The sequence below is a fragment of the Rathayibacter sp. PhB151 genome, assembly GCF_004366415.1.
Classification (GTDB): Bacteria; Actinomycetota; Actinomycetes; order Actinomycetales; family Microbacteriaceae; genus Rathayibacter; species Rathayibacter festucae.
Window position 1 is genome coordinate 1039561 of record NZ_SOEN01000007.1, and the last position, 23939, is coordinate 1063499.

The following is a 23939-nucleotide window of genomic DNA, read 5'->3' on the forward strand; positions in this document are numbered from 1 at the left end:
ATGCGGAGCCACCGACATCGCCCGGGGCGTTCGCTGGCCGCTGATCCCGGACCCCGCGACTTGCGCTCGTCGACCCCGCCCGCACCGGCGGGCCGGCCCGTGGGGGCCGGCCCGGATCGGTCAGGACAGGTGCCCGGCCTTCTCCATCTGCCGCAGCTCGCGCTTGAGCTCGGAAACCTCGTCGCGCAGGCGCGCGGCGAGCTCGAACTTCAGCTCGCCCGCGGCCTGGAGCATCTGGCCGTTGAGGTCGGCGATGATCGCCTCGAGGTCGTTGCCGCCGTTCGCGGCGAGACCCTGGCGGCGCAGGTTGGGCGTCGGGCTCTTCTTCTTGGCGTCGCGGCCGGCCAGGAGCTTCGCGGTGTCGGCTCCCTCGCGGGCGAGCGCGTCGGTGATGTCGGCGATCTTCTTGCGCAGCGGGGTCGGGTCGATGCCGTGGTCGAGGTTGTAGGCGACCTGCTTCTCGCGGCGACGATCGGTCTCGTCGATCGCGAGCCTCATCGAGTCGGTCATCTTGTCCGCGTACATGTGCACCTCGCCCGAGACGTTGCGGGCGGCGCGGCCGATGGTCTGGATGAGCGAGGTCGACGAGCGGAGGAAGCCCTCCTTGTCGGCGTCGAGGATCGCGACCAGCGACACCTCGGGCAGGTCGAGGCCCTCGCGGAGGAGGTTGATGCCGACGAGGACGTCGTAGACGCCGGCGCGCAGCTCGGAGAGCAGCTCGACCCGTCGCAGGGTGTCGACGTCGGAGTGCAGGTAGCGCACCCGGACTCCGGCCTCGGTGAGGAAGTCGGTGAGCTCCTCCGCCATCCGCTTGGTGAGGGTGGTGACGAGGACTCGCTCGTCGCGCTCGGTGCGGAGCTTGATCTCCTCGAGCAGGTCGTCGATCTGGCCCTTGGTCGGCTTGACGACGATCTCGGGGTCGATCAGGCCGGTCGGGCGGATGATCTGCTCGACGATGCCGTCGGCGATGCCCATCTCGTAGCGGCCGGGGGTGGCCGAGAGGTAGACGGTCTGGCCGACGCGGCCCTTGAACTCCTCCCACTTCAGCGGACGGTTGTCCATCGCCGAGGGCAGCCGGAAGCCGTGCTCGACCAGGGTGCGCTTGCGCGAGGCGTCGCCCTCGTACATCGCGCCGATCTGCGGCACGGTGACGTGCGACTCGTCGATGACGACGAGGAAGTCGTCGGGGAAGTAGTCGAGCAGGCAGTGCGGTGCCTCGCCGGACTCGCGGCCGTCGATGTGGCGCGAGTAGTTCTCGATGCCGGAGCAGAAGCCGATCTGCTGCATCATCTCGAGGTCGAACGTGGTCCGCATCCGGAGCCGCTGCGCCTCGAGGAGCTTGTTCTGCTTCTCGAGGTCGGCGAGGCGGACCTCGAGCTCCTGCTGGATGGTGTCGATGGCGCGGTGCATCACGTCCTGGCTGGCGACGTAGTGCGAGCCGGGGAAGACGGAGACGGACTCGAGCTTCTTCACGACGTTCCCGGTGAGCGGGTGCAGCGTGTAGAGCGCCTCGATCTCGTCGCCGAACATCTCGATGCGGATCGCGAGCTCCTCGTACATCGGGATGATCTCGATCGTGTCGCCGCGGACGCGGAACGTGCCACGGGCGAAGTCGACGTCGTTGCGCGCGTACTGCATCGAGACGAACTTGCGGATCAGGCGGTCGCGGTCGACCCGCTGGCCGACCTGGAGCGCGACCATCGCCTCGAGGTACTGCTCCGGCTGGCCCAGGCCGTAGATGCAGGAGACGGTCGAGACGACGATGACGTCGCGCCGGCTGAGCAGGGAGTTGGTCGTCGAGTGCCGCAGGCGCTCGACCTCGGCGTTGACCGAGCTGTCCTTCTCGATGAAGGTGTCCGTCTGCGGGACGTAGGCCTCGGGCTGGTAGTAGTCGTAGTAGGAGACGAAGTACTCGACCGCGTTGTTCGGGAAGAGCTCGCGGAACTCGTTCGCGAGCTGCGCGGCGAGCGTCTTGTTGTGCGCGAGGACGAGGGTCGGCCGCTGGACGGCCTCGACGAGCCAGGCGGTGGTCGCGGACTTGCCGGTACCGGTGGCGCCGAGCAGGACGACGTCGGTCTCGCCGGCGTTGATCCGGGCGCTCAGATCGGCGATGGCTCCGGGCTGGTCACCGCTCGGCTGGTATTCGCTGATGACCTCGAAGGGGTGCACGGCACGGGTTGGCTCCATGCTCGAAGCGTAACCGCGACCACCGACATCGGGGCGGCCCTGCGCCGACGGCGAACGGGGCTCGCGCCGGCCCCGTCGGCAGACCGCCCGCCTTCGAGCGCCGGGTCTCGATACGCCCCTGCGGGGCTACTCGACCACCATGGGCGTCCAGCACGTGGCGAACGCATGCCCTGCCACTTGCATGCTGATCGAGTAGCGCCCGCAGCGCGCGTATCGAGATCCACCAGGCCCGGAAGCCGGGTCTGCAGACCGACCAGCAGGAGGGCGCCCGATCAGAGGCGGGAGACGCGCAGGTCGCGCAGGTGGAGGCGGTCGCCCGCGGCCATGCCGTCGGTGCGCACGCGGAGCACCGCGCAGACCGCCCACTCCGGCGCGGGGAGGGAGTAGGCGTCGTCGAGCCGGACGCCGGCGAAGGAGTCGCGGGCCGAGACGTCGGTCGCCGAGTACCAGTCCCGACCCAGGCCGTCGGCCCGTCGCGCCGTCGAGAAGCCGAGATCGATCGAGACGGATCCGGAGCCCTCGTAGAGCGCGTCCAGCGACGCGAGCACCCGCGCTCCGGTGGCGATCGGCACGAAGAGGTGGACCGCGCCGGAGCCGGACCCGTCCTCGAGTGCGAGCGCGCGGAGCCCCGCGACCGGGGAGTCCCCCGGCGCGACGGACGCCCCGCCCTCGGCCGTCCAGTCATCGGCGAGCACCGAGCGCGAGCCGTGCGGATCGAGCACGCCGCGGATCCGCTCGGCCGCGTGGAACCGCAGCGCGGTCGAGGGCAGCGCCGACGTGTCCGAGATCGTCAGGACGCCGTCGCCGCGCGCCAGGAAGGGCAGCCGCGAGTTGCCGCCCTGGAACTGCCCGCCCCGGACGACGGCCCGCTGGCCCCCTGCCCCGGAGAACTGGATCAGTCCGCGCTCGGCGTCGCCGTCGACCTCCTTCCGCGCCCGGACGAGGAAGCGGCAGTCGGTGAGCGAGAGCAGGGCGCCCCAGCCGTCCAGCTCGAACCAGCCGTGGTTGTCGGGGATCTGCATCTCGAAGTGGCAGTGCGAGAAGTGGGCCTGGCCGCGCGAGATCGTGACCGCGCGGCCCTGGTTCGTCGAGAAGGTGTCGAACGAGCACTGGTCGACGAAGAACTCCTGGTCGCCGTGGATCTGGAGCGCGCTCTCGGTGTTGCTGGTCAGGTCGCAGCCCTGGAAGGCGATGCGCTCGCCCGAGTCGACGGCGTCCTCCACCGCCACGACTCCCACGCGGTTCCCCTGGAACGAGCACGAGCGGAACTCGAGCAGATAGGCGTGCGACCCGAGCTCGACCGCGGTGTCGAAGCTCCGCGCGACGACGTTCGCGAACGAGAGGTAGGCGGGCTTCGGCCCGGGCTCGCGCAGGTGGGACGGTGCGCTCACGGCGATGCCGGTGTTCGAGCCGTCGCCGATCAGGTGCAGATCGCTCAGCACGGTCTGGTGCTGGCGGGTGTAGCCGGCGGCGGAGGACTGCAGCACGGGGCCGACGGTCTGCAGCGCGGGGCCCGTGCCGACGTAGCGGATCTCGCAGCGACCCTCGATGCTCACCCTGGCGTCCCAGGAGAGCGTCTCGTCGACGACGAAGCTCCCACCGGTCGCGGTGACGACGGCGTGGTGCTCGGCCGGGTCGACCCCGTCCTCCGGCACGGCGGCAGCCGCCAGCGCCGCCTGCCAGGCGGCGGTGTCGCGCGCGGCTCCCGCGGGGAGCGACTCGTCGAGGTGGTCGTGCACGTCGACGATGCGGGACGTGCCGGCGGGACGGCTGATCACCTGGACCGGCGCCGGTCCGGTCCGGCCGGTGAGCGCACCCGTGGCGGCTCCCGCGCCCGCACCGAGCAGGACGCCCGTCCCGGAGGCGAGCAGGAGGCGCCGGGAGTCGGAGGCGGGCGGGCGTGCTCCGGAAGCGCTCATGCGTCGTACCCCTCGACTCGGCGATCGTGCTGGGGCCGTCCCCCGTGCTGCGGCCCTCCCACTGTAGGAGCAGGGCCTGACGGTCTCCCGCCGCCGGGTGCGCTCAGACTGAGGGGCGGCGCAGACGCTCCCAGAGCGCGTCGACCTGGCTCAGGGTCTCCTCCAGAGTTCCGGAGGCGTCGATCACGGCGTCCGCGAGGGCCAGGCGGTCCTCGTCGCTCGCCTGCGCGCCGACACGAGCGCGGGCGTCGGCCTCGGTCATGCCGCGCAGGTGGAGGAGGCGCTCGACGCGCGTCTCCTGCGGGGCGTGGACGACGATCACCTCGTCGAACTCCCCCGCCCCGCGCGACTCGGCCAGAAGCGGGACGTCGTAGACGACGATCGCGGCGGGGTCGGCGGCGGCCGCCGCGGCGAACAGCTCCTGCGAGCGGAGCGACACCGCCGGGTGGGTGATCGCGTTGAGATCCTCGCGGGCGGCGGAGTCGGAGAAGACGATCGCGCCGAGCGCCGCCCGGTCGAGCGAGCCGTCGGCGCGCAGGGTCTCCGGGCCGAACCGCTCGACGATCGCGGCCAGCGCGGGCTCCCCCGGCTCGACCACCTCGCGGGCGAGCCGGTCGGCGTCGACGACGACGGCTCCGAGCTCCGCGAGACGGCGGGCGACGGTGGACTTGCCCGAGGCGATGCCTCCGGTGAGGGCTGCGAGATGCACCCGGCAAGCCTAACGAGCGGCGCAGCGCAGCGGGCGGGGCTGGATCTCGATACGCCCGCTGCGCGGGCTACTCGATCAGCATGAACACGGTCCGCTGCACGGCCTGCTTGGCTGCTGCAACGCCGAACGGCCGGCCCCCCGAGGGGACCGGCCGTTCGTCGTGGTGGTGATACCGCGGATCAGTTGTTCGAGGACAGCTTCTCGCGCAGTGCGGCGAGCGACTCGTCGTCGGCGAGGGTTCCGCCGCCGGCAGCCGACTCGGTGTTGGTGAAGCCGCCGCCGACCGAGACGCCCTCGGAGACCGTGGCGGCCTCCTCCTGCGACTTGGCGACCTGGGCCTTGTGGGCCTCCCAGCGAGCCTGAGCAGCGGCGTACTCCTGCTCCCAGGCCTCGCGCTGGGACTCGAAGCCCTCGCGCCACTCGTTGGTCTCCGGGTCGAAGCCGTCGGGGTACTTGTAGTTCCCCTGGTCGTCGTACTCGGTGGCCATGCCGTAGAGCGCCGGGTCGAACTCGGTGCCCTCGGGGTCGACGTTCTCGTTCGCCTGCTTGAGCGAGAGCGAGATGCGACGGCGGTCGAGGTCGATGTCGATGACCTTGACGAAGACCTCTTCACCGACCGACACGACCTGCTCGGCGAGCTCGACGTGCTTGCCCGAGAGCTCGGAGATGTGGACGAGGCCCTCGATGCCGTCCGCGACGCGGACGAAGGCACCGAACGGGACCAGCTTCGTGACCTTGCCCGGGGCGACCTGACCGATCGCGTGGGTGCGGGCGAAGACCTGCCACGGGTCCTCCTGCGTCGCCTTGAGCGAGAGCGACACGCGCTCGCGGTCGAGGTCGACCTCGAGGATCTCGACGGTGACCTCCTGGCCCACCTCGACGACCTCGGAGGCGTGCTCGATGTGCTTCCAGGAGAGCTCGGAGACGTGGACGAGACCGTCGACGCCGCCGAGGTCGACGAACGCACCGAAGTTGACGATCGAGGACACGACGCCCTTGCGGACCTGACCCTTGTGCAGGTTGTTCAGGAACGTGGTGCGGCTCTCGGACTGCGTCTGCTCGAGGAGCGCGCGACGCGACAGGACCACGTTGTTGCGGTTCTTGTCGAGCTCGAGGATCTTCGCCTCGATCTCCTGGCCGAGGTACGGCGTGAGGTCGCGGACGCGGCGCAGCTCGATGAGCGAGGCCGGGAGGAAGCCGCGGAGGCCGATGTCGACGATGAGCCCGCCCTTGACGACCTCGATGACCGAACCGGTGACGACACCGTCGGACTCCTTGATCTTCTCGACGTCGCCCCACGCACGCTCGTACTGCGCGCGCTTCTTGGAGAGGATCAGGCGACCCTCCTTGTCCTCCTTCTGCAGGACGAGGGCTTCGACGCTGTCGCCCACGTTGACAACCTCGGAGGGGTCGACGTCGTGCTTGATGGAGAGCTCACGCGAGGGGATGACGCCCTCGGTCTTGTAACCGACGTCGAGGAGGACCTCGTCGCGGTCGATCTTCACGACGGTGCCTTCGATGAGGTCTCCGTCGTTGAAGAACTTCAGAGTCTTTTCGACCGCGGCAAGAAAGTCTTCAGCAGACCCGATGTCGTTGATCGCGACCTGCTTGGTTGCCTTTTCGGTCGTTGCGGTTGTCATTAAGGGATGCTCCAGGATGGATGGGTATCGGGCGGCGGGCACCGACACGCCCGAGGGCGTGACGCGGTGGTGACCACTGCGGAGGTGATGGGGGGTGCCGCGACCCGGGAGAGCTCGACACCCGGGACCGTGATCCTGGACCTCGAGCGCACCGTGGGCACGGCGGCGCCACGAATGTGACGTTCCAGACTATCGAACCCACCGGGGTGAGAGCAATCTCGAGGGGCCCCGTTCCGCGTGTCCTGGCGGGTTCCGTCGGTCCCTGCCTGCCCGGCGGCGGTCAGGCCACGGCGCCGAGGCTCGCGCGCAGGGTGTCGAGCCCGACACCGCCCAGATCGAGGGCGCGACGGTGGAACGACGCGAGCGAGAAGTCCGCCCCGTCGCGCGCGCTCGCCTCGTCCCGCAGCTCCTCCCAGATGCGCTGGCCGATCTTGTAGGAGGGCGCCTGGCCGGGCCAGCCGAGGTAGCGGTTGACCTCGAAGCGGACGAAGGCGTCGTCCATGTTGACGTTCGCGCGCAGGAAGGCGAGGGCGGACTCGGCCGTCCAGACGTCCGAGGAGCCGGGCATCCGCTTCTGCAGGTGCACGCCGATGTCGATGACGACGCGGGCGGCGCGCATCCGCTGCCCGTCGAGCATCCCGAGGCGGTCGGCCGGGTCGTCCAGGTAGCCGAACCGCTCCATCAGCCGCTCGGCGTAGAGGGCCCAGCCCTCGGCGTGCCCCGAGCTGCCGGCGAGCTGGCGGCGCCAGGTGTTGAGGCTCGCGCGGTTGTACACGGCCTGGCCCACCTGCAGGTGGTGGCCGGGGACGCCCTCGTGGTAGACGGTCGTCAGCTCACGCCAGGTGGCGAACTCGGTGACGCCCGGCGGGACGGACCACCACATCCGGCCGGGGCGGGAGAAGTCGTCGCTCGGGCCGGTGTAGTAGATGCCGCCCTCCTGGGTCGGCGCGATGCGGCACTCGAGGCGGCGGAGCTCGTCCGGGATGTCGAAGGCGGTGCCCGCGAGCTCGCTCACGGCCCGGTCGCTGGTCTCCTGCATCCAGCGCTGCAGCGCGTCGACGCCGTGCAGGGTGCGGGCGGGGTCGGTGTCGAGGTGCGCGATCGCCTCGGCGACACTCGCGCCGGGCAGGATCTCGCGGGCGATCGCCTCCTGCTCGGCGGTCATCCGCGCGAGCTCCTCGATCCCCCACTCGTAGGTCTCGTCGAGGTCGACCACCGCACCGAGGAAGCGGCGCGACTGCAGCGCGTAGTGCTCGCGGCCCACCGCGTCCTGCTCCGTCGCGGCCGGGGCGAGCTCGGTGCGGAGGAACCGGGCGAGGCCGCCGTAGGCCGCGGAGGCGCGGCGCGCGCCCTCCTCGAGCCGCAGCGAGAGGGATGCGGGCAGGGAACCGGTGGCCGGAGCGGCGTCGGCGGCCAGCGCGGCGAAGAACCCCCGCGGGCCGGCGATCGTCTCCGCTTGCTCGGCGACGAGGCCGACCTGGCGGCGCGCCGGCGTCACTCCGGCGCCGAGGCCCGCGCGGAGGGTCTCCGTGTAGCCGGCGAGGGCGGCCGGGACAGCGAGGAGCCGCTCCGCCACGTCCTCCCAGTCGCTCACGGAGTCGGTCGGCATCAGGTCGAAGACGTCGCGCAGCTCCTGCGCGGGCGAGGCGATCACGTTCAGATCGCGGAGCGGCAGCTGCGCCGCGTGCGCCTCGAGCGACAGCCGCAGGTCCGCCCCCAGATCGGCGACCGTCACCGCGTCGACCTCGTCGACCGGCACGGCGGACTCGAGCTCGGCCAGCGCGGCGGCCGTCGCCGCCCGCGCCCGCTCCACGCCCTCCGGCGACAGGTCGCCGAGGCGGCGGTTCGCCTCGGCGCGGCCGATCGAGGTGCCGAGGGTGGGCTCGAGCTCGACGAGGGTGTCGACCCACCGCTCGGCGACGAGGTCGACGGCGGTGGGCTCGCGGGAGATGTCGGAGGTCATGCCTTCGAGCCTAGCCAGGGGTGTGGAACGGCCCGGGTCCGCGCGACGTCAGTGCGCCGCGACGTCCCAGTCGGCGCCGTGGCCGACCTGCACCTCGAGCGGCACGGAGAGATCGACCGCACCGGCCATCCGCGCGCGGACGACCTCCTCGAGCACGTCCTCCTCGCCGGGAGCCACGTCGAAGATCAGCTCGTCGTGCACCTGCAGCAGCATCCGCGACTCCAGGCCCTTCTCGCCGATGTCGGCCTGGACCCCGATCATCGCGATCTTCATGATGTCGGCGGCGGATCCCTGGATCGGCGAGTTCAGCGCGGCGCGCTCCGCGTTGTCGCGGAGGACCCGGTTGCCGCTCTGGAGGTCGGGGAAGGGGCGGCGGCGACCGAAGATCGTCTCGGTGTAGCCGGTCTCCCGCGCCTGCTCGACGACCGTGCGGAGATAGTCGCGGACCGCGCCGAAGCGGACGAAGTAGTCGGTCATCAGCTGCTTCGCCTCGTTGCTGGAGATGCGCAGCTGCTTGGAGAGGCCGAAGGCGCTCAGTCCGTAGGCGAGGCCGTAGGACATCGCCTTGACCTTGTTGCGCATCGCCGAGGTGACGTCCGACGGCTCGACGCCGAAGATCCGCGCGCCGACGAAGCGGTGCAGGTCCTCGCCGCTGTGGAAGGCCTCGATCAGGCCGGCGTCGCCGGAGAGGTGCGCCATGATCCGCATCTCGATCTGCGAGTAGTCGGCGGTGATCAGGGTGCTCGCCTGCTCGCCGTGCACGAACGCGGTGCGGATGCGGCGGCCGACCTCGCTGCGGACCGGGATGTTCTGCAGGTTCGGGTCGTTCGAGGAGATCCGCCCGGTCGCGGTGCCGGTCTGGTCGTAGCTGGTGTGGATCCGGCCGTCGGCGGTGACCGACTTCTCCAGCGTCTCGATGATCTGCTTGAGCTTGGTCGCGTCGCGGTGCTCGAGCAGGAGACCGAGGAACGGGTGCGGGTGCGACTCCTGCAGGTCCGCCAGGGCGGACGCGTCGGTCGTGTAGCCGGTCTTCGTCGCGCGGGTGCGCGGCATCGCCAGCTCCTCGAAGAGGACCTGCTGCAGCTGCTTGGGCGAGCCGAGGTTCATCTCGTGCCCGATCTCGGCGAAGGCGCGGTTCGCGAGGTCGACGGAGGTCGCGGTGAGCTCGCCGCGGAGGCGGGCGAGCACCCCGGCGTCGATCGCGACACCGGTGAGCTCCATCGTCGCGAGCACCTGCACGATCGGGAGCTCGATGTCGACGAGCACCGAGAGCATGCCCTCGCCGAGCAGCTCGGTCTGCACACCGACCAGGCGGTGCGCGTACCAGGCCTCGGTCGCGGGGCCGATCGGCGGGGCGGTCGGGACGAGCTGGTTCGGGTCCCCCTGGATCATCGCCTCGTCGAGGTACTGCTGGACCTGGGCCGGCAGGGTCGCCGCGTGACCGGTGGGCTGCAGGAGCCACGCCGCGATGCGGGTGTCGAAGGCGAGTCCGGCCACCGGGAGCCCGGCCCGGCGCAGCGCCTTGACCTGCGGCTTGGCGTCGGCGAAGTACTTCGGGGCGTCGCTCGCGAGCCACTCCTCGAGCGCGGTGTAGTCCGGCCGGCCCGCGGCCCAGGGCACGAAGGCCGACGCCGCCTCGACCGACAGGCCGATGCCCTCGAGGCCGCCCTCGCCGAGCTGCACCTGCACGGCGACGGGCACGGTGCCGTTCGCGGAGACGCGGGCGAGCCAGTGCGCGAGCTCCTCGTCGACCAGGTTCCGCACGGCCGGGGCCGCGGTGACGACGGTGTCGCCCGCCAGTGCCTCCGCCGCGCCCTCGACGCCCTCGTCGGCGGCGATCGTGAGCACGCGCTCCTGGAGCGTCCTGAACTCGAGCCGGCTGAAGATCTCGCGGACCGCGTCCGGGTCGATCGGACGGCGGTCGAGGTCGGCCGGACCGAGCGGCAGCTCGACGTCGGTGATCAGGCGGTTGAGCCGGCGGTTGCGGAGCGCGTTCTCCTTCTGCTCGCGCAGCTTCTCGCCGACGACGCCCTTGATCTCGTCCGCGTGGGCGATGATATCGGCGACGGTGCCGTACTGGTTGACCCACTTGGCGGCCGTCTTCGGGCCGACCTTGTCGACGCCGGGCAGGTTGTCGCTGGTCTCGCCGACGAGCGCAGCGATCTCGGGGTACTGGTGCGGCTCGACGCCGTACTTCTCGAAGACCTTGTCGCGGTCGTAGCGGGTGAGCTGCGAGACGCCCTGGGTCGACGGGTAGAGCAGGGTGACGTCGGGAGTGACCAGCTGGATGGTGTCGCGGTCTCCCGAGACGACCAGCACGCGGAAGCCCGCCTCTGCGCCCTGACGGGCGAGCGTGGCGAGGATGTCGTCGGCCTCGAAGTCCTCCTTCGAGACGGTGCGGATGTTCATCGCGTGCAGCGCCTCCTCGAGGAGGGGGACCTGGCCCTTGAACTCGGGCGGGGTCTCGCCGCGGGTGCCCTTGTACTCGGGGTACTCGCGGGTGCGGAACGAGTAGCGGGAGATGTCGAAGGCGACGCCGAGGTGCGTCGGCTTCTCGTTCTTCAGCAGCAGGATCAGCATCGACAGGAAGCCGTGGATGGCGTTCGTGTGCTGCCCGTCGCGGGTCTGGAAGCTGTCGACCGGGAGGGCGTAGAACGCCCGGAACGCGAGCGAATGACCGTCGATGAGCAGGAGGGTAGGCTGTTCCGGATCTGACACAGGGCAAGACTACACAGCGCCTCCGACACCGGTTCGGGCCCGGTCCCGCCCGTCGGCGGAGGGCCTCCGGGAGGCCCAGCACGAGGAGCACCGTGACCGAATCCGCCCCCGCCGCCGCGACCGCCGCCCCCTGGGTCCGCCCGCCCGCCCTCGACCTCGAGGCGCACATCGGGCGCGGCATGGGCGAGCTCGCCGAGCGGATGGGCATCGTCTGGCACGAGCTCACCCCCGAGCACTCGGTCGCGTCGATGCCCGTCGAGGGCAACCGCCAGCCGGTCGGCATCCTGCACGGCGGCGCGCACGTCGTCCTCGCCGAGTCGATGGGCTCGATCGCCGCGAACGTGCACGCCGGCGCGGGCCGCCTCGCGATGGGCATCGAGCTGAACGCGAGCCACAGCCGCTCGATCACCCACGGCCACGTGATCGCCACCTGCGACGCCATCCACCTCGGTTCCACCCTCACCACGCACGAGATCGTCGTCCGCGACGAGCAGGGCCGCCGCCTCAGCACGGTCCGCATCACGAACATCCTCCGCGACGCGCGCTGACCGCCGCGCTCAGCCCGCGCCGGGAACGACGGCGACGACGACGCAGCCGAGCACGAGGACCGCGCCCGCCGCCGCGACGAGGGGCTTGGGCGAGTCCACGGCGACCGCCAGGAGCGCCCCCGCGAGACCGACCGCCACCTCCGCGGAGCACGCGACGATCATCGGCCGCGCCGCCGTGCGCTCCAGCAGCCACGAGTCCTCGACGACCGGGAAGGCGCGAGGCAGGAGCGCGAGGAGGGAGACGACGAGCGGGAGGAGCACCAGCGGCGGTGTCCGCCACAGCTCCGGCAGGCAGGCGCCCAGCATGAGCTGGAGCACGACGGTCGCCGTGACGAGCAGCACCCCGAGCCGGGACCGGGACGCGCGCCGGGTCGGCTGCCGTGATCGGTTCGCAGGGCGCAACGATCGACTCCCCCATCTGCGGACGGGTCCTGCACCCGTGCCTCGTCCGTTCTAGCGGCGACCCGCATCGGCCGTACCGCCTTGTCGCCGGACGTGAGCTGAATGGCGCGGGCCGCCCGCCGGCCAACAGCCGACGGGCTCCAGCGAGGCGTGCCCGCGCCGCCGACCCCGTCCGCGCGAGCGCGAGGGGCGACCCGGGCCCGTGGCCCGCGGACGAGGTTCAGCTCAGCGCTCGCGAGGCCGTGAGCGCGAAGGCCGCTCCGAGCACGAGCACGAGCCCGGCTGCGACGAAGGACGGCACGGGCGACCCGGCGACGACCGACATCGTCCAGCCGATCAGCGCAGTGCCGAGCTCTGCGGCGAACACTGCGCGCGTCGGTCGCTGGGCGGAGCGCTCGAGGAGGCGCGACCCCTCGACGAGCGGAATCATCCGCGGAACGAGAGCCAGGAGAACGAGCAGGAGAGGGAAGGGCACCTCCACTGCACCTCCCCAGGATCCGGACGACGGAGGATCGACGACGAGGAGGACAGCGAGCGCCACTGCGAGAACGAGGATCCCCGCTCTCGATCGGGGCGGGCCCCACGGCGACGAGAAGCGAGTCGAAGTCGGAGCCATCTGCTCATTCCTTGCAGGGCTCGACGACGGGGAAGAACGCCACTGCCACGTAGTGGAAGTGCCGGATCCCGAAGCACTTCCCTGCATTGTTCGCCCGGTTGGCCGTGTCGAGCGCAGCTGCCAATCCGAGCCCGCACGCCCACCCGACAGTTCCGCACGCGGCGGTCGCCACCGCGACGGGGAAACTCGATTCGGAAGCGATGCGCTGTGTCTCCGCCCGGCTGTAGAGAAGCGTGCAGAAGGCCGCATCGCATTCCAGACTCGGATCCGCGACGACGGGATAGGTGGCTCCCGCGTGCTGCACGTGCTGGACGACGACGGCGCCGTCGATCTCGTACCAGGTGTCGACAGGAGCACCGTCGGCGTCGACCGCCCACGGTTCCGCGATCGTGTTGACGACGTTCCCGAGCGAGTCGGAGACGGTGATGCCGCCACTGCTCGTGAGCTCGAGGTGCGCGTCAGCGCCTGCAGCAGTGACCGCGAAGCGGTACTCCTCCGGCGCCGCCGCTCCCTTGACGACCACGTAGCCGGCGGCGGCCGCGGTCTTCTCGGAACTGGTGAGCACGTAGTCGGCGTGCTCGCCCTCGTAGAGGAGGACACCGGGCTGCACCTCCTCGCCGGTCGACTCCGTCACCGGTGCCAGCGAGAGCGACCCCTGCGGTGTGGACACCGTCAGTCCGTCGACATCGTCGAGTTCCTCGGAGGCGAGGTCACGCCCTCCTTCCGAGTGGATCCCCTCGCCGGAGGGCACGGACTCGTCCGCGACGATGCCCGCCTCGGGTCCCGTCACTCCGGAAGCCAGGAGGTCGCGCTCATCCAGGGCGTTCAGCGCATCCCTGCCGTCCTCGGCGGTACTCGCCGCCGACGACTCCGACAGCGACCGTGGACTCGCCTCCGCAGGAGCGCTCCCGAGCGCGGCGGCCGCGAAGACGACAGCGGTGAGAAGAACGGAGGAAGGCCTTGTCAGTATTTTCATCGTGCGCTCCATTGCGTCGACATCGCACGAGAAAGCTTGCACCTGCGGTCGCTGGGCCTCGTCGAACTCGAACGATGATCTCTCCACCCGGATGCCTCGGTGTCTTCATCGGAGAAGGCGGAACATCTCCGCGAGACCCGGCGACCATCCTGGTATGGCATTCATAACAACGAGATCCGACCGGGTGCAACCGCTGTCGCCCTGTGCCGGACGTCACGCGACAGAGCCGGCGCAGGTCGATGGTCAGCCGCTCCGGACGAGGAGCCCGCGACGGGTCCGCAAGCCCCTGCTGCGGCGGGGCGGGCGACCTAGGCTCGGGGCGTGACCTTCCGCGACCTGCTGCGTTCCCTGCCGTCCATGCCCTCCGAGCTGCCCGACTTCGATGCGGAGGCGGCTCCGGCCGACCCGGTCGAGCTGTTCGGGCAGTGGCTGGAGGCGGCGAAAGACGCCGGCCAGCTCCTCCCCCACGGCGCGACGCTGTCGACCGCGGACGCCGACGGGACCGTCTCGGCCCGCGTGCTCGTGCTGCGCGACATCGACGACGCCGGCTGGGCCTTCTCGACCCACGCCTCCAGCCCCAAGGGCCGCGCGATGGCGGCCAATCCGCACGCCGCGCTGACCTTCTTCTGGCCGGTGCAGGGCCGGCAGGTCCGAGTGGAGGGCCGCGTCGAGCGGGCGTCGGCCGAGGAGTCGAAGAAGGACTTCCAACGCCGCTCAGAGGCCGCGCGCACGGCGCTGCTGGTCGGCCGGCAGAGCGAGCCGATGAAGCGCGCCGAGGACTTCGACCTGGTGACGCTGCAGACCGGCGTCGCCGTCTCCTGCTCCCCCGCCACGCTCGACCGCGACTGGGCCGTCTACCGCGTGGTGCCCGAGCGGATCGAGTTCTGGCAGGGCTCGACCAGGGCGGAGCAGGACCACACCCGCCTGCTGTACAGCGCGACGGACGCTGCGGGAACGACGGAGGCTGGAACGACGGATGCGGGAACGACGGAGGCGGGAACGACGGAGGCGGGCGGCTCCCCGTGGGAGCGCACCCGCCTCTGGCCGTGACGGCGCGGCCTTCAGGCCGCGGCCGCCCTACTTCTTGGGGCTGAGCTGCTCGATGATCGCCTGCGCGACGTCGTGCATGGTGAGGCGGCGGTCCATCGACGCCTTCTGGATCCAGCGGAACGCCTCGGGCTCGGAGAGGCCCATCTTCTCGTTGAGCAGGCCCTTGGCCCGGTCGACGAGCTTGCGGGTCTCGAAGCGCTCGACCATGTCGGCGACCTCGGCCTCGAGGGTGAGGATCTGGGCGTAGCGGGAGAGGGCGATCTCGATCGCCGGCAGCAGGTCGTTCGGCGTGAACGGCTTGACCACGTAGGCCAGTGCGCCGGCCTCGCTCGCACGCTCGACCAGCTCCTTCTGGCTGAAGGCGGTCAGCAGGACGACGGGGGCGATGTGCGCCTTCGAGAGGCGCTCAGCGGCGGAGATGCCGTCGAGCTGGGGCATCTTCACGTCCATGATCACCAGATCGGGGCGCAGCTCGGTGGCGAGGGCCACGGCCGTCTCGCCGTCGCCCGCCTCACCGACGACCTCGAAGCCGTTGTCGCGGAGGATCTCCACGATGTCCATGCGGATGAGCGATTCGTCCTCTGCGACGACGACCCGACGGGGTGCGGTCTGCGGAGTTTCCTGGTCTGTCACGCCGAAGAGCCTACGGTATTCTCGACAGGCTCGTGATGAGCCGGTGTGGCGGAATGGCAGACGCGGGGCACTCAAAATGCTCTGTCCGAGAGGGCTTGTGGGTTCGAGTCCCACCACCGGTACCGCAGGCGCCCCGCGCGCGTCGCCGCTTCGCTAGCGTCGTCGGATGGACGATTCCTCCGCGGCCTGGCCGCTCTTCTCCCTCGTGCTGCGCACGCCGCGCCTCGAGCTGCACCCGGTCCGCGACGCCGATCTGCCGGCCCTCGCCGCGGCCGCCGTCGCCGGGATCCACGAGCCCGGCCGCTCGCCGTTCCCCGCGGCCTGGGCCGAGGCGCCCGCCGAGCAGCTGCCCGCCGATCTCGCCCGCTACCAGTGGTCGCTCCGTGCGGCGACGCGGCCGGACTCCTGGCGCGTCGCCTTCGCGATCGTCGAGGACGGCGCGGTGATCGGCTGCCAGGACCTGCTCGCCGACGAGTTCGCGGCGCGGCGCACCGTCTCCTCAGGTTCGTGGCTCACGCGCGCGGCGCAGGGCCGCGGCCTCGGCCGGGAGATGCGGGCGGCGGCGCTGCTGCTCGCCTTCGAGCACCTCGGCGCGGAGGTGGCGGAGAGCAGCGCGCAGGCGTGGAACACAGCGTCGATCCGAGTGTCGTCCGGGCTCGGCTACGAGTTCAACGGCACGCAGCGCACGGTCGGCGCCGACGGAGTGGCGGTCGAGGAGATCCGGTTCCGCGTCACGCCCGAGACGTTCCGCCGCCCGGAGTGGGAGCTCGAGGTGACCGGTCTCGACGAGGCGCGCGCGCTCCTGATCGCCGAGCCGGCGGCGGACTCCTAGCGAGAACCGACCGGGCCGAGCGGCTCAGAACTCCGCGAGGCTCCCCCGTAGGCCACCCCCGGGGTACTCCCGCCGCAGGATCCCGCGGCGGCGCAGGATCGGCACCAGCTCGTCGAGCATCCGGTGCAGCGTCACCGGGTGGAAGTCGCCGGAGAACGCGAAGCCGTCGTTGTCCGCGTCGTCGCCGAGCTCCTGGACGAAATCGGCGACCTCCTCCGCGGTCCCCACCACTCCGCTGCGATCGGCGATCAGGCCGAGCCGGGCCTTCGCGGTGAGCAGGGCGCGCAGCGGGGCGTCCTCGTCGGCACCGCCGTAGAGGCCGGCGATGCTGCCGCGCGAGACGTGCTCGCCGAAGACCGACGGGTCGACCGGTCGGTCGAGGTCCAGCGCGGTCAGGTCGGTCTCGAGGTCGCTCGACCAGGCGGCCGCGGCGGTGAGCAGCGCCGCGTCGTCGGGGTGGGCGGAGGCGTCGACGAGGCGCTGCGCCTCCTCCTGGCTCGAGACGATGATCGGCTTGAAGACGAAGAGGATGGTGAGGTCGTCGGGGTTCCGGCCGTGCGCGGCGGCCGCGGCGCGGGCCCGCTCGCGGTAGGCGCGCACCGTCGCGGTGTCGAGCGAGGCGAGGGCCAGCTGGATCTCGGACTGCGCGCCGGCGAAGTCGATGCCGCGCGGCGAGCCGCCGGGCGAGACGATGACCGGCTCGCCCGGCCCCGCGGCGGCCCCCGAGGAGGACCCGGTGCCGAACGGCAGCGCGTTCAGAGGGCCGTCGAAGGAGTAGTGCGTCCCGCGATGCTGCAGGGCGTGCAGCCGGTCGCCGTCGGCGAAGCGGCCGGTCGCCTCGTCCTGGATCAGCGCGCCGTCGTCCCAGCTGCGCCACAGCTCGCGCAGCGAGTCGAGCCACTCGTGCGCGCGGTCGTACGCGCCGTCGTGCGGGAGCGGCTCGAGGCCGAAGTGCCGGCTGCTGCCGACGTCGGTCACGACGTTGAGCCCGAGCCGGCCGCCGCTGAGGTGCTGCAGCGTGGCGAACTGGCGCGCCGCCTGATACGGGCTGTAGGCCATCGGATTCACGGTCGGCGCGACGCCGAGATGCTGCGTCGCCTCGAAGAGCGACGGCGCGAGCAGCAGGGGATCGTGCTTGGGCCCGCCGTAGGCGCGGCGGATGCGGAGGTCGAGGGTGCTCGCGTTCCCGAGGGAGAGCGCGTCCTCGATGATCACGAGGTCGAAGCCGGCCTGCTCGAGCTCACGGGCGCTGCGCCGGTAGACCTCGGCCGTCGTCCAGGAGTGGTCCCACTCCCAGCCGGGCTGCCCCCAGGCCTGCGGGCCGAAGCCGCGTGAGAGGAACCAGGCGAAGTGCTGCGGCCGGCTCACGACGCCTCCGCCAGCACGAGCGGCCGGACGGCCGAGGCGCGCAGCCCGAGCTCGAGATCGGCGAGGAGGTCCTCGACGTCCTCGATGCCGATCGAGAGCCGCAGCAGACCGGGGCCGATCCCCGCGGCCGCGAGCTGCTCGGCCGTGCGGCCGACGTGCGTGGTCGAGGCCGGGTGCAGCACGAGCGAGCGGACGTCGCCGAGGTGGGTCATCCGGGTAAAGAGGCCGAGCGCGTCCGAGAAGCGGCGCGCCGCCTCCTCCCCGCCATGCAGGGTGAAGGAGAAGACCGAGCCCTGCCCGAGCGGCAGCAGGCGGCGGGCGAGCGCGTGTGAGGGGCTGGAGGCGAGTCCGCTGTAGTCGACGCTCGCGACCTCGGGCCGCTCCTCCAGCCAGCGCGCGACGGCGAGGGCGCTGCGCGACTGGTGGCGGACCCGCAGCGACAGCGTCTCGAGCCCCTGCTCGAGCAGGAAAGCGGTGAGCGGCGAGACGGTCGGCCCCATCCGGCCGGCGACCACGTGGCGGGCGTAGTCGGCGAAGGCGTGCTCGGGGTCGCCGCCGCGCTCGATCGCCGCGGCGAGGTGCGGGTACTGCGGCGTGCGCCAGTCGAAGCGGCCGCCGTCGACGATCACGCCGGCGATGACGGCGCCGTGGCCGGCCAGGAACTTGCTCGCCGAGTGCACGACGATGTCGGCCCCGTGCTTCAGCGGGCGGAGGAGGTACGGGGTCGCGAAGGTGTTGTCGACGACGACGGGGACGCCGGCGCGGTGCGCGACCTCGGCGACGAGCCGGACGTCCACCACGTCGTTGCGCGGGTTCGGGATCGACTCGATCAGGACGGCGCGGGTGCGCGGAGTGATCGCGGCGGCCCAGGCGAGCGGGTCGTCGGCGTCCTCGACGAACGTGGCGCCGACGCCGAGGCGGGCCAGGTTCTCCAGCAGGAGGTTGCGGGTGCCCTCGTAGAGGCTCGCGGCGGCGACCACGTGGTCGCCCGCGGAGGCGAGTGCGAGCAGGGCGACCGAGACGGCCGCCTGGCCGCTGCCGACCAGGAGCGCCTCGACGCCGCCCTCGAGGGCGGCGAGGCGGCGCTCGACCGCGTCGGTGGTCGGGTTGCCGACCCGGGTGTAGGTGTAGCCGTCCGCGCCTGCGAAGCGATCGCGCGCCTCGTCGAAGGAGTCGAAGCTGAAGCCGGCCGTGAGGTAGATCGGGGTGCGCCGCGCGTGCAGCGCGTCCTCGACCGCTCCAGCGTGCAGCTGCCGGGTCGAGAAGCCCCAGCCGTCCTCGCTCGCGTGCCCGTGCCGTGCCATGATCCGCCTCCCTCGTGCCCGCCCTCCGGCAGTGGGCACCACCGTGGCAGAGGAGGCGGGCGGCGCGTCGGGCGGTTACCCGGCGTTACGCCGGAGCCGCCGGAGCGTCACCAGAACATCGTCCCCGGCGCGCCCTTGAACGGACCGACCACGCGCGACGTGATCCAGCCGCCGTAGAAGTCCCCCGGCTGCGGCTGCACGCTCTCCCCGTCGACGGTGCAGGAGTCCATCCGCCCCGGGTAGAGCGCGACCGTGTCGACGAGCTGCTCGAAGCCCGGCATCGGCTCGGGGTAGATCCAGCCGGCCGCCTCGGCGACCGCCGCGCCGCCGCGGACCGTCAGGTAGGAGGCCGCGCCCTTGAACTCGCAGATGCTGCGACCGGGGGCGGGCTCGAGCGCGCCCTCCGCGAACGCGCTGCGCGGCAGGTAGTAGACGGGCGGGTGGCTGGTCTCGAGGACGCGGAACGCCTCCCGGGTGTCGGCGACGACGACGCCGCCGAGCCGGACCACGACGTGCTCGGCGGTGGGCTCGACCCTGGGCGGTCGCGGGTAGTCCCAGACGGATTCCTGTCCCTCGGCGGGGGGTGTGCGCTTCATCCGGCCCACGCTACGCGGGCGGGCGGCGGCGCCTCTCCCGCTCCCAGGCGATGCGCGGCCGGGCACGTCGGAGGTCCGCGGATCACCGCCGGGACGGCACGGGGTCGCCGCGGTCGCGTAACGTCGACCTTGCGCCGGAATCCCGAGACCGCGCGCAGAAGGATTACACGCGTGCCCGAAGAATGCATCCACGGTCTGGACATCGCTCTCTGCGACGTCTGCTCCCCCGCCAAGCTCCCCGAGCCGCAGGGCCGCACCCGGGCTCCGGTGCGCGTGCCCGGCACGTCCCGCGCGGCCACCGCTCGCGCCGCCGCCCGCGGCACCGCCCGCGAGAAGCCGCTCCCGCAGGTGGACATCACCGCGCAGCGCATCTACCACGTGACCCACCTCGACAACCTCGAGGCGATCGTCGCCGCCGGCGCCGTCCTGGCCGACCAGAACCTCGAGGGCCGCCCCGCGGTCGACGTCAGCGCCGAGACGACCCGCGAGCACCGCCGCGCCGTCCAGGTCAAGGACGGGGTCAGCGTCGCGGGCTACGTGCCGTTCTTCCTCTCCCCCGACGCCGCGCTCTGGGCCGACCTCCGCGGCGACCGCGTGCTCCCGCACTGGTCGCCCCGCGCGCACACCACCACCGCGTCGCAGTTCGTCGTCCTGGTCGGCTCGCTGTCCTCCGCGCCCGTGCTGAGCGACGGCGACGCTTCTCACGTGCTCACCCGCTTCACCGAGGGCGACGCGCTCGTGCGCACCTTCGCGCGGCTCCTCGTCGACGAGCCCGCGCTGCGCAGCGCCGAGGCGCTCGTGCCGGACCGCTTCCCGATCGAGGAGATCGCCGTCGTCGGCGTGCCGTCGGTCACCATGAAGAACAAGGTCAAGGCGATGTTCGAGAACAGCGGAGCCTCTCCCCGCGTCGCGGTCTACCCGCCGTGGTTCCACCCGGTCGCCGAAGAGGAGTGACGCTTCGGAGTGACGCGGCGGAGTGATACGGCGGAGTGATGCGGCGGAGCCGGCCGGAGCGGTCGGCTCCTACGCCCCGTCGAGCAGGTCGAGCCGGTCGGCGAGGTAGCGCTCGAGCGGCATGAAGCCCTGCTCGCCCAGGCCGGGTGCCCAGCGGACCACCACCCGGTCGCCCCGGAGCGACAGCGGCTCCTGACCGTCGGCGAGGCTGTCGGCGTCGATCGCCAGGCGCCGCCAGCCGTGGTTGACGATCTCGCCCTCCTGGAAGGGTCCGTCGAAGGCTGCCTTGCGGATCTCCCGGCGCGCCTCCTGCGACTCCGACTGGTTGTTGGCGTGCAGCGGCGCGACGGAGCGGGTCACAGAGCCGGTCGCGAAGACGTCGCCGTCGTGCCCGAGCAGCAGGACACCGAGTCGCCAGGCCCGGGTGACCGGGGCCATCACGGGCGCGCGGCGGAAGCCGAGGATCGCGCGCGGCCGGCGGAGCTCGGCGAGGGCCTGATCGGGCACACCGCGGAGCTCGAGCTCGACGACGGTCTGCGCGAGCAGCTCCTGCAGCGCGGCGGCGGCGCTCGTCGCCTCGTCCGATGCCGTCATCGACCGCGCTCCCGTCCGCTCTCCTGCGCGCGACCGCGTCCGGCCGGCTCCACCAGCCTAGGACGGCTGACGACGGGGGCGAACCGGGGCGCGGAGACGCCGACGGCGCGCCCGCCCCGGAGGATGGACGCGCCGTCGGGGCGGATCAGATCGCCGAGGCGAGGACCTCGTCGAGCTTCGCGGAGGCCTCCTCGTCGGTGGCCTTCAGCGCGAGCGAGAGCTCCGAGACCAGGATCTGGCGGGCCTTCAGCAGCATGCGCTTCTCGCCGGCCGAGACTCCGCCGGCCTGCTCGCGGCGCCACAGGTCGCGGACGACCTCGCTGACGCGGTAGACGCTGCCGCTCGCCATCTTCTCCTGGTTGGCCTTGAACCGGCGCGACCAGTTGCTGGCCTCCTCGGCCACGTCGCTGCGGAGCACGTCGTAGACGGCCTGCACGCCGGCGTCGTCGATGATCTCGCGGACCCCCACGAGCTCGGCGTTCTCGACGGGCAGGGTGATCGTGAGCTCGCTGGTGTGCACGTTCATCGTCATGAACGTCTTCTCGACGCCCTTGACCGAGCGCTTCTCGAGCCCGGTGATCGTCACCGCTCCGTGGTGCGGGTAGACCAGGGTCTCGCCGACCTCGAATGTCATCATGTCGTGCCTTTCATCGTGGGGCGTGGTGGGAGGGAGGAGGAGTCCGGGGCCCGCAGCGGCGCGTCGGCCAACCAGGGCGGGAGGAGTGTGACGAGCTGCTCGACGAGTTCCTCGTCGGTGCCGTCGAGGCCGCCGGCGAGCCAGGCGCCGACCACGGCGAGCACGCCGCCGGCCGCGAAGGTCGCCGTCAGCTCGGGATCGACGCCGGCGGGGGCGTCGACGCGGGCGAGCACCTCGCGGTGGAGGGCGAGCACGGTGTCGAGGACGGCGTCGTCCGAGGCGACGCGGGCCGAGGCGCGGGCGCGGAGCCGGGCGTGGAAGGCGTGCCGGTCGACCAGCCGGTCGACGAGACGGACGTAGCCGCGCCGGAGCGCGCGGGCGCCGGTGCGGTCCGCGGGGTCGGGAGCGGCGACGTCCGCGACGACGAGGTCCTCGCGGAGGAGGGCGGAGGCGACGGCCGCCGCGTCCTCGAAGTGCGAGTAGAACGAGCTGCGGCTGATGCCGGCCTCGCGGACGATGTCGCTGACCGCGATGCCCTCGGCACGGCCGCCGTCGGTCTGCATGACGAGCCGCTCGACCGCGTCGAAGACCCGGCGGCGGGTGCGGCGCGTGCGCGGATCGGCCGACGCGGGCCCCGGGGTGACGGGCGCCTCCACTCCGTGCGGAGAGGCGGCTCGAGCGGAAGACATCTCCGGCAGTCTACCACTTCCCGGACAGGTGTTCGGAAAGCCGGGAGAACTGGTGCGGCGGTCGGCTCCGGCTCGCGAGAAGCGGTTCGGCACGCGGGATCCGGTGGATCCGTCGTGCCCGACGCGTTTCAGCGTGCCGGAGGCGTGCACGGCTGCTCGCGCCATCGCGTGTGGCGCGCGGAACCGGCTTCGGCATGCAGAATCGAGCAGTTCCGGCGTGCCGGACGTGATTCGGCGAGCCGAACGTGCGCCCGGCCGCTCTCCGGGCCACCTCCGGCTCGCGAAACCGGCTTCGGCACGCGGGAACGAGCTGGTCCGACGTGCCCGACGTGATTCCGCGAGCCGAACGGGTACGCGGCCACTCGCCGCACCACCTCCGGCTCGCGAAACCGGCTTCGGCACGCGGGAACGAGCCGATCCGACGTGCCGGACGTGATTCCGCGAGCCGAACGGGTACGCGGCCACTCGCCGGGCCACCTCCGGCTCGCGAGACCGGCTTCGGCACGCGGGAACGAGCCGATCCGACGTGCCGGACGTCATTCTGCGAGCCGAACGGGCAGTCGGCTGCTCCGCGCGCCATCTCCGGCTCGTGGAAGCGGTTTCGGCACGCGGAAACCAGCGGTTCCGGCGTGCCGGGAGCGATTCCGCGAGCCGGAGGTGCGCGGAACGGGCCGTGGCAGAGCGGCGGAGTCCGAGCCCGGGTCAGCTCGCGGCGGTGCGGGTCGCGGCGAGGCGACCGAGGCGGGTGCGCGCGGCGCGCTCGCTGGGCGAGACGCGGCCGAGGTACAGCTCGAGGGAGCGCATCAGCAGGCGGGTCGCGGTGATCGCGGGCCACCACGGGCGGCGGAGGCCGAGGAGGCGGCGCACCTCGGGCGACAGCGAGGCAGTGGCGCCGGCGAAGAGCAGCGGGTAGATCACGCCGGCCTCCCCGGGGAGCTTCACCGTCCGGAGGAACTCGACCGCCTCGTGCACGCGCTCGTCGGGACGCAGCTCGCCCGCGAACCCGGCCAGCTGCTCGCGCAGCTCGGTGACGCTCTCGGGCGGCTTCTCGACCCCGAGCAGGCGACCGGACGCGGCCCACTCGCGGACGTAGGCGTCGGCACCGCCCGGGATCGGACCGCCCCACAGCTCGTGCGCGCCGAGGAACGCGTCGGTGAAGGCGTCGTGCACCCAGAGCAGCAGCCGCGGATCCTGGGCCGAGTAGTGCCGCTCGACGTCGGCGGCGTCCTGATAGGTGCCGACGATCCGCTCGTGCACGCCGGCGACCCAGCGGGCGGCTCCGGAGGCGGTGGCGGTGTCGCCGAAGCTCGTGGTCAGCACCCAGCGCACGGTGTTGTCGAGGCGGCCCATCGGGTCCTCGCGGTAGCGGGAGTGGTCGTGCACGCCGGCCATCGCGCCCGCGTGCAGCGTCTGCATCAGCAGCGCGCGGACGCCGGCGACCATCGTCGGCATCGCGCCGTTGACGGCCCAGACGGCGCTGCCGGGGCCGAAGAGGCCCGCGTCGTCGCCCGTCTCGAGGGCGGCGACCCAGTCGGGGCGGGGGCGGGGACGGCGTCGACTCATCCATCGAGTCTGCGCTCGGATCCTGGGTGCGACCGTCTCTT

Annotated in this window: 21 protein-coding genes and 1 tRNA gene; 5 read left to right on the plus strand and 17 right to left on the minus strand. The window is 72.1% G+C overall.

Annotated elements, in window-relative coordinates; translation table 11 throughout:
- Window positions 1-120 precede the first annotated feature (120 nt).
- The 6 genes from uvrB to polA all read right to left on the minus strand — a co-directional run bounded on the left by uvrB (window position 121) and on the right by polA (window position 11136).
- Window positions 121-2187, minus strand: coding sequence for an excinuclease ABC subunit UvrB (gene uvrB, locus EDF35_RS12375; RefSeq protein WP_123704319.1), 2067 nt, complete (start codon window positions 2185-2187; stop codon window positions 121-123).
- 272 nt (window positions 2188-2459) lie between these two features.
- On the minus strand, window positions 2460-4106 hold the full coding sequence (locus EDF35_RS12380; RefSeq protein ID WP_133962531.1) for a hypothetical protein: 1647 nt from the start codon (window positions 4104-4106) through the stop codon (window positions 2460-2462).
- Between the two features lie 103 nt (window positions 4107-4209).
- Window positions 4210-4815, minus strand: coding sequence for a dephospho-CoA kinase (gene coaE / locus EDF35_RS12385; protein ID WP_123704323.1), 606 nt, complete (start codon window positions 4813-4815; stop codon window positions 4210-4212).
- A 179-nt stretch (window positions 4816-4994) separates the two neighbouring features.
- Entirely contained in the window at window positions 4995-6455 is a 1461-nt protein-coding gene (gene rpsA, locus EDF35_RS12390) for a 30S ribosomal protein S1 (protein WP_123446259.1), read from the minus strand.
- 280 nt (window positions 6456-6735) lie between these two features.
- A complete protein-coding gene (locus tag EDF35_RS12395) occupies window positions 6736-8418 on the minus strand; it encodes a DUF885 domain-containing protein (RefSeq protein ID WP_133962532.1) in 1683 nt (560 codons plus the stop codon).
- A gap of 48 nt (window positions 8419-8466) precedes the next feature.
- A complete protein-coding gene (polA, locus tag EDF35_RS12400; protein ID WP_133962533.1) occupies window positions 8467-11136 on the minus strand; it encodes a DNA polymerase I in 2670 nt (889 codons plus the stop codon).
- A gap of 179 nt (window positions 11137-11315) precedes the next feature.
- Between polA and EDF35_RS12405 the strand changes: the two genes are divergently transcribed.
- Window positions 11316-11684, plus strand: coding sequence for a hotdog fold thioesterase (locus EDF35_RS12405; protein WP_123446567.1), 369 nt, complete (start codon window positions 11316-11318; stop codon window positions 11682-11684).
- A gap of 9 nt (window positions 11685-11693) precedes the next feature.
- On the opposite strand, the gene EDF35_RS12410 is transcribed toward EDF35_RS12405, so the two are convergent.
- From EDF35_RS12410 to EDF35_RS12420, 3 genes are all read right to left on the minus strand, one after another.
- Window positions 11694-12026, minus strand: coding sequence for a hypothetical protein (locus tag EDF35_RS12410; RefSeq protein WP_133962534.1), 333 nt, complete (start codon window positions 12024-12026; stop codon window positions 11694-11696).
- Window positions 12027-12306: 280 nt separating this feature from the next.
- Complete coding sequence (locus tag EDF35_RS12415) at window positions 12307-12516, minus strand: hypothetical protein (RefSeq protein ID WP_133962535.1); 210 nt, start codon at window positions 12514-12516, stop codon at window positions 12307-12309.
- 190 nt (window positions 12517-12706) lie between these two features.
- Complete coding sequence (locus EDF35_RS12420) at window positions 12707-13765, minus strand: hypothetical protein (protein ID WP_133962536.1); 1059 nt, start codon at window positions 13763-13765, stop codon at window positions 12707-12709.
- 234 nt (window positions 13766-13999) lie between these two features.
- Here EDF35_RS12420 and EDF35_RS12425 point away from each other — a divergent pair, with 234 nt between their 5' ends.
- Window positions 14000-14728 carry a pyridoxal 5'-phosphate synthase gene (locus EDF35_RS12425; RefSeq protein ID WP_133962537.1) on the plus strand — a complete coding sequence of 243 codons (729 nt, stop codon included), beginning with the start codon at window positions 14000-14002 and terminating at the stop codon, window positions 14726-14728.
- A gap of 27 nt (window positions 14729-14755) precedes the next feature.
- On the opposite strand, the gene EDF35_RS12430 is transcribed toward EDF35_RS12425, so the two are convergent.
- Window positions 14756-15361 carry a response regulator gene (locus EDF35_RS12430; RefSeq protein WP_123446252.1) on the minus strand — a complete coding sequence of 202 codons (606 nt, stop codon included), beginning with the start codon at window positions 15359-15361 and terminating at the stop codon, window positions 14756-14758.
- Between the two features lie 39 nt (window positions 15362-15400).
- Here EDF35_RS12430 and EDF35_RS12435 point away from each other — a divergent pair.
- Window positions 15401-15483: transfer RNA gene (locus EDF35_RS12435), tRNA-Leu, on the plus strand.
- Window positions 15484-15527: 44 nt separating this feature from the next.
- Complete coding sequence (locus EDF35_RS12440) at window positions 15528-16193, plus strand: GNAT family protein (RefSeq protein ID WP_133962538.1); 666 nt, start codon at window positions 15528-15530, stop codon at window positions 16191-16193.
- A 24-nt stretch (window positions 16194-16217) separates the two neighbouring features.
- On the opposite strand, the gene EDF35_RS12445 is transcribed toward EDF35_RS12440, so the two are convergent.
- The 3 genes from EDF35_RS12445 to EDF35_RS12455 form a co-directional block, all read right to left on the minus strand.
- Window positions 16218-17561 carry an NtaA/DmoA family FMN-dependent monooxygenase gene (locus tag EDF35_RS12445; protein WP_133962539.1) on the minus strand — a complete coding sequence of 448 codons (1344 nt, stop codon included), beginning with the start codon at window positions 17559-17561 and terminating at the stop codon, window positions 16218-16220.
- Window positions 17558-18865 (minus strand): PLP-dependent transferase, encoded by a 1308-nt coding sequence (locus tag EDF35_RS12450; RefSeq protein ID WP_133962540.1) that lies wholly within the window; start codon window positions 18863-18865, stop codon window positions 17558-17560. Before EDF35_RS12450 ends, EDF35_RS12445 begins: the two co-directional genes overlap by 4 nt.
- A gap of 107 nt (window positions 18866-18972) precedes the next feature.
- Window positions 18973-19461 carry a DUF427 domain-containing protein gene (locus EDF35_RS12455; protein WP_133962541.1) on the minus strand — a complete coding sequence of 163 codons (489 nt, stop codon included), beginning with the start codon at window positions 19459-19461 and terminating at the stop codon, window positions 18973-18975.
- Between the two features lie 171 nt (window positions 19462-19632).
- Here EDF35_RS12455 and EDF35_RS12460 point away from each other — a divergent pair, with 171 nt between their 5' ends.
- On the plus strand, window positions 19633-20415 hold the full coding sequence (locus tag EDF35_RS12460) for a DarT ssDNA thymidine ADP-ribosyltransferase family protein (protein WP_159422559.1): 783 nt from the start codon (window positions 19633-19635) through the stop codon (window positions 20413-20415).
- Window positions 20416-20484: 69 nt separating this feature from the next.
- Here EDF35_RS12460 and EDF35_RS12465 read toward each other — a convergent pair whose 3' ends face one another.
- The 4 genes from EDF35_RS12465 to EDF35_RS12480 all read right to left on the minus strand — a co-directional run bounded on the left by EDF35_RS12465 (window position 20485) and on the right by EDF35_RS12480 (window position 23898).
- Window positions 20485-21009 (minus strand): hypothetical protein, encoded by a 525-nt coding sequence (locus tag EDF35_RS12465; RefSeq protein WP_133962543.1) that lies wholly within the window; start codon window positions 21007-21009, stop codon window positions 20485-20487.
- A gap of 145 nt (window positions 21010-21154) precedes the next feature.
- Entirely contained in the window at window positions 21155-21643 is a 489-nt protein-coding gene (locus EDF35_RS12470) for a CarD family transcriptional regulator (RefSeq protein ID WP_123446565.1), read from the minus strand.
- Window positions 21643-22335 (minus strand): TetR/AcrR family transcriptional regulator, encoded by a 693-nt coding sequence (locus tag EDF35_RS12475; protein WP_133962544.1) that lies wholly within the window; start codon window positions 22333-22335, stop codon window positions 21643-21645. The genes EDF35_RS12470 and EDF35_RS12475 overlap by 1 nt, the downstream gene beginning before the upstream one ends.
- A gap of 702 nt (window positions 22336-23037) precedes the next feature.
- The gene (locus tag EDF35_RS12480; RefSeq protein WP_133962545.1) at window positions 23038-23898 is read right to left on the minus strand and encodes an oxygenase MpaB family protein; all 861 of its coding nucleotides are present in this window, start codon (window positions 23896-23898) and stop codon (window positions 23038-23040) included.
- Between the last annotated feature and the right edge of the window lie 41 nt (window positions 23899-23939).

What these genes read in the sequence shown, in the direction of transcription:
- EDF35_RS12450 (WP_133962540.1), bottom strand. Translation starts at nt 18,865, where the DNA reads ATGGCACGGCACGGGCACGCGAGCGAGGACGGCTGGGGCTTCTCGACC.
- EDF35_RS12475 (WP_133962544.1), bottom strand. Translation starts at nt 22,335, where the DNA reads ATGTCTTCCGCTCGAGCCGCCTCTCCGCACGGAGTGGAGGCGCCCGTC.
- EDF35_RS12440 (WP_133962538.1), top strand. Translation starts at nt 15,528, where the DNA reads ATGGACGATTCCTCCGCGGCCTGGCCGCTCTTCTCCCTCGTGCTGCGC.
- EDF35_RS12380 (WP_133962531.1), bottom strand. Translation starts at nt 4,106, where the DNA reads ATGAGCGCTTCCGGAGCACGCCCGCCCGCCTCCGACTCCCGGCGCCTC.
- EDF35_RS12405 (WP_123446567.1), top strand. Translation starts at nt 11,316, where the DNA reads ATGGGCGAGCTCGCCGAGCGGATGGGCATCGTCTGGCACGAGCTCACC.
- EDF35_RS12455 (WP_133962541.1), bottom strand. Translation starts at nt 19,461, where the DNA reads ATGAAGCGCACACCCCCCGCCGAGGGACAGGAATCCGTCTGGGACTAC.
- EDF35_RS12480 (WP_133962545.1), bottom strand. Translation starts at nt 23,898, where the DNA reads ATGAGTCGACGCCGTCCCCGCCCCCGCCCCGACTGGGTCGCCGCCCTC.
- EDF35_RS12465 (WP_133962543.1), bottom strand. Translation starts at nt 21,009, where the DNA reads ATGACGGCATCGGACGAGGCGACGAGCGCCGCCGCCGCGCTGCAGGAG.
- EDF35_RS12415 (WP_133962535.1), bottom strand. Translation starts at nt 12,516, where the DNA reads ATGATTCCGCTCGTCGAGGGGTCGCGCCTCCTCGAGCGCTCCGCCCAG.
- uvrB (WP_123704319.1), bottom strand. Translation starts at nt 2,187, where the DNA reads ATGGAGCCAACCCGTGCCGTGCACCCCTTCGAGGTCATCAGCGAATAC.
- rpsA (WP_123446259.1), bottom strand. Translation starts at nt 6,455, where the DNA reads ATGACAACCGCAACGACCGAAAAGGCAACCAAGCAGGTCGCGATCAAC.
- EDF35_RS12470 (WP_123446565.1), bottom strand. Translation starts at nt 21,643, where the DNA reads ATGACATTCGAGGTCGGCGAGACCCTGGTCTACCCGCACCACGGAGCG.
- EDF35_RS12395 (WP_133962532.1), bottom strand. Translation starts at nt 8,418, where the DNA reads ATGACCTCCGACATCTCCCGCGAGCCCACCGCCGTCGACCTCGTCGCC.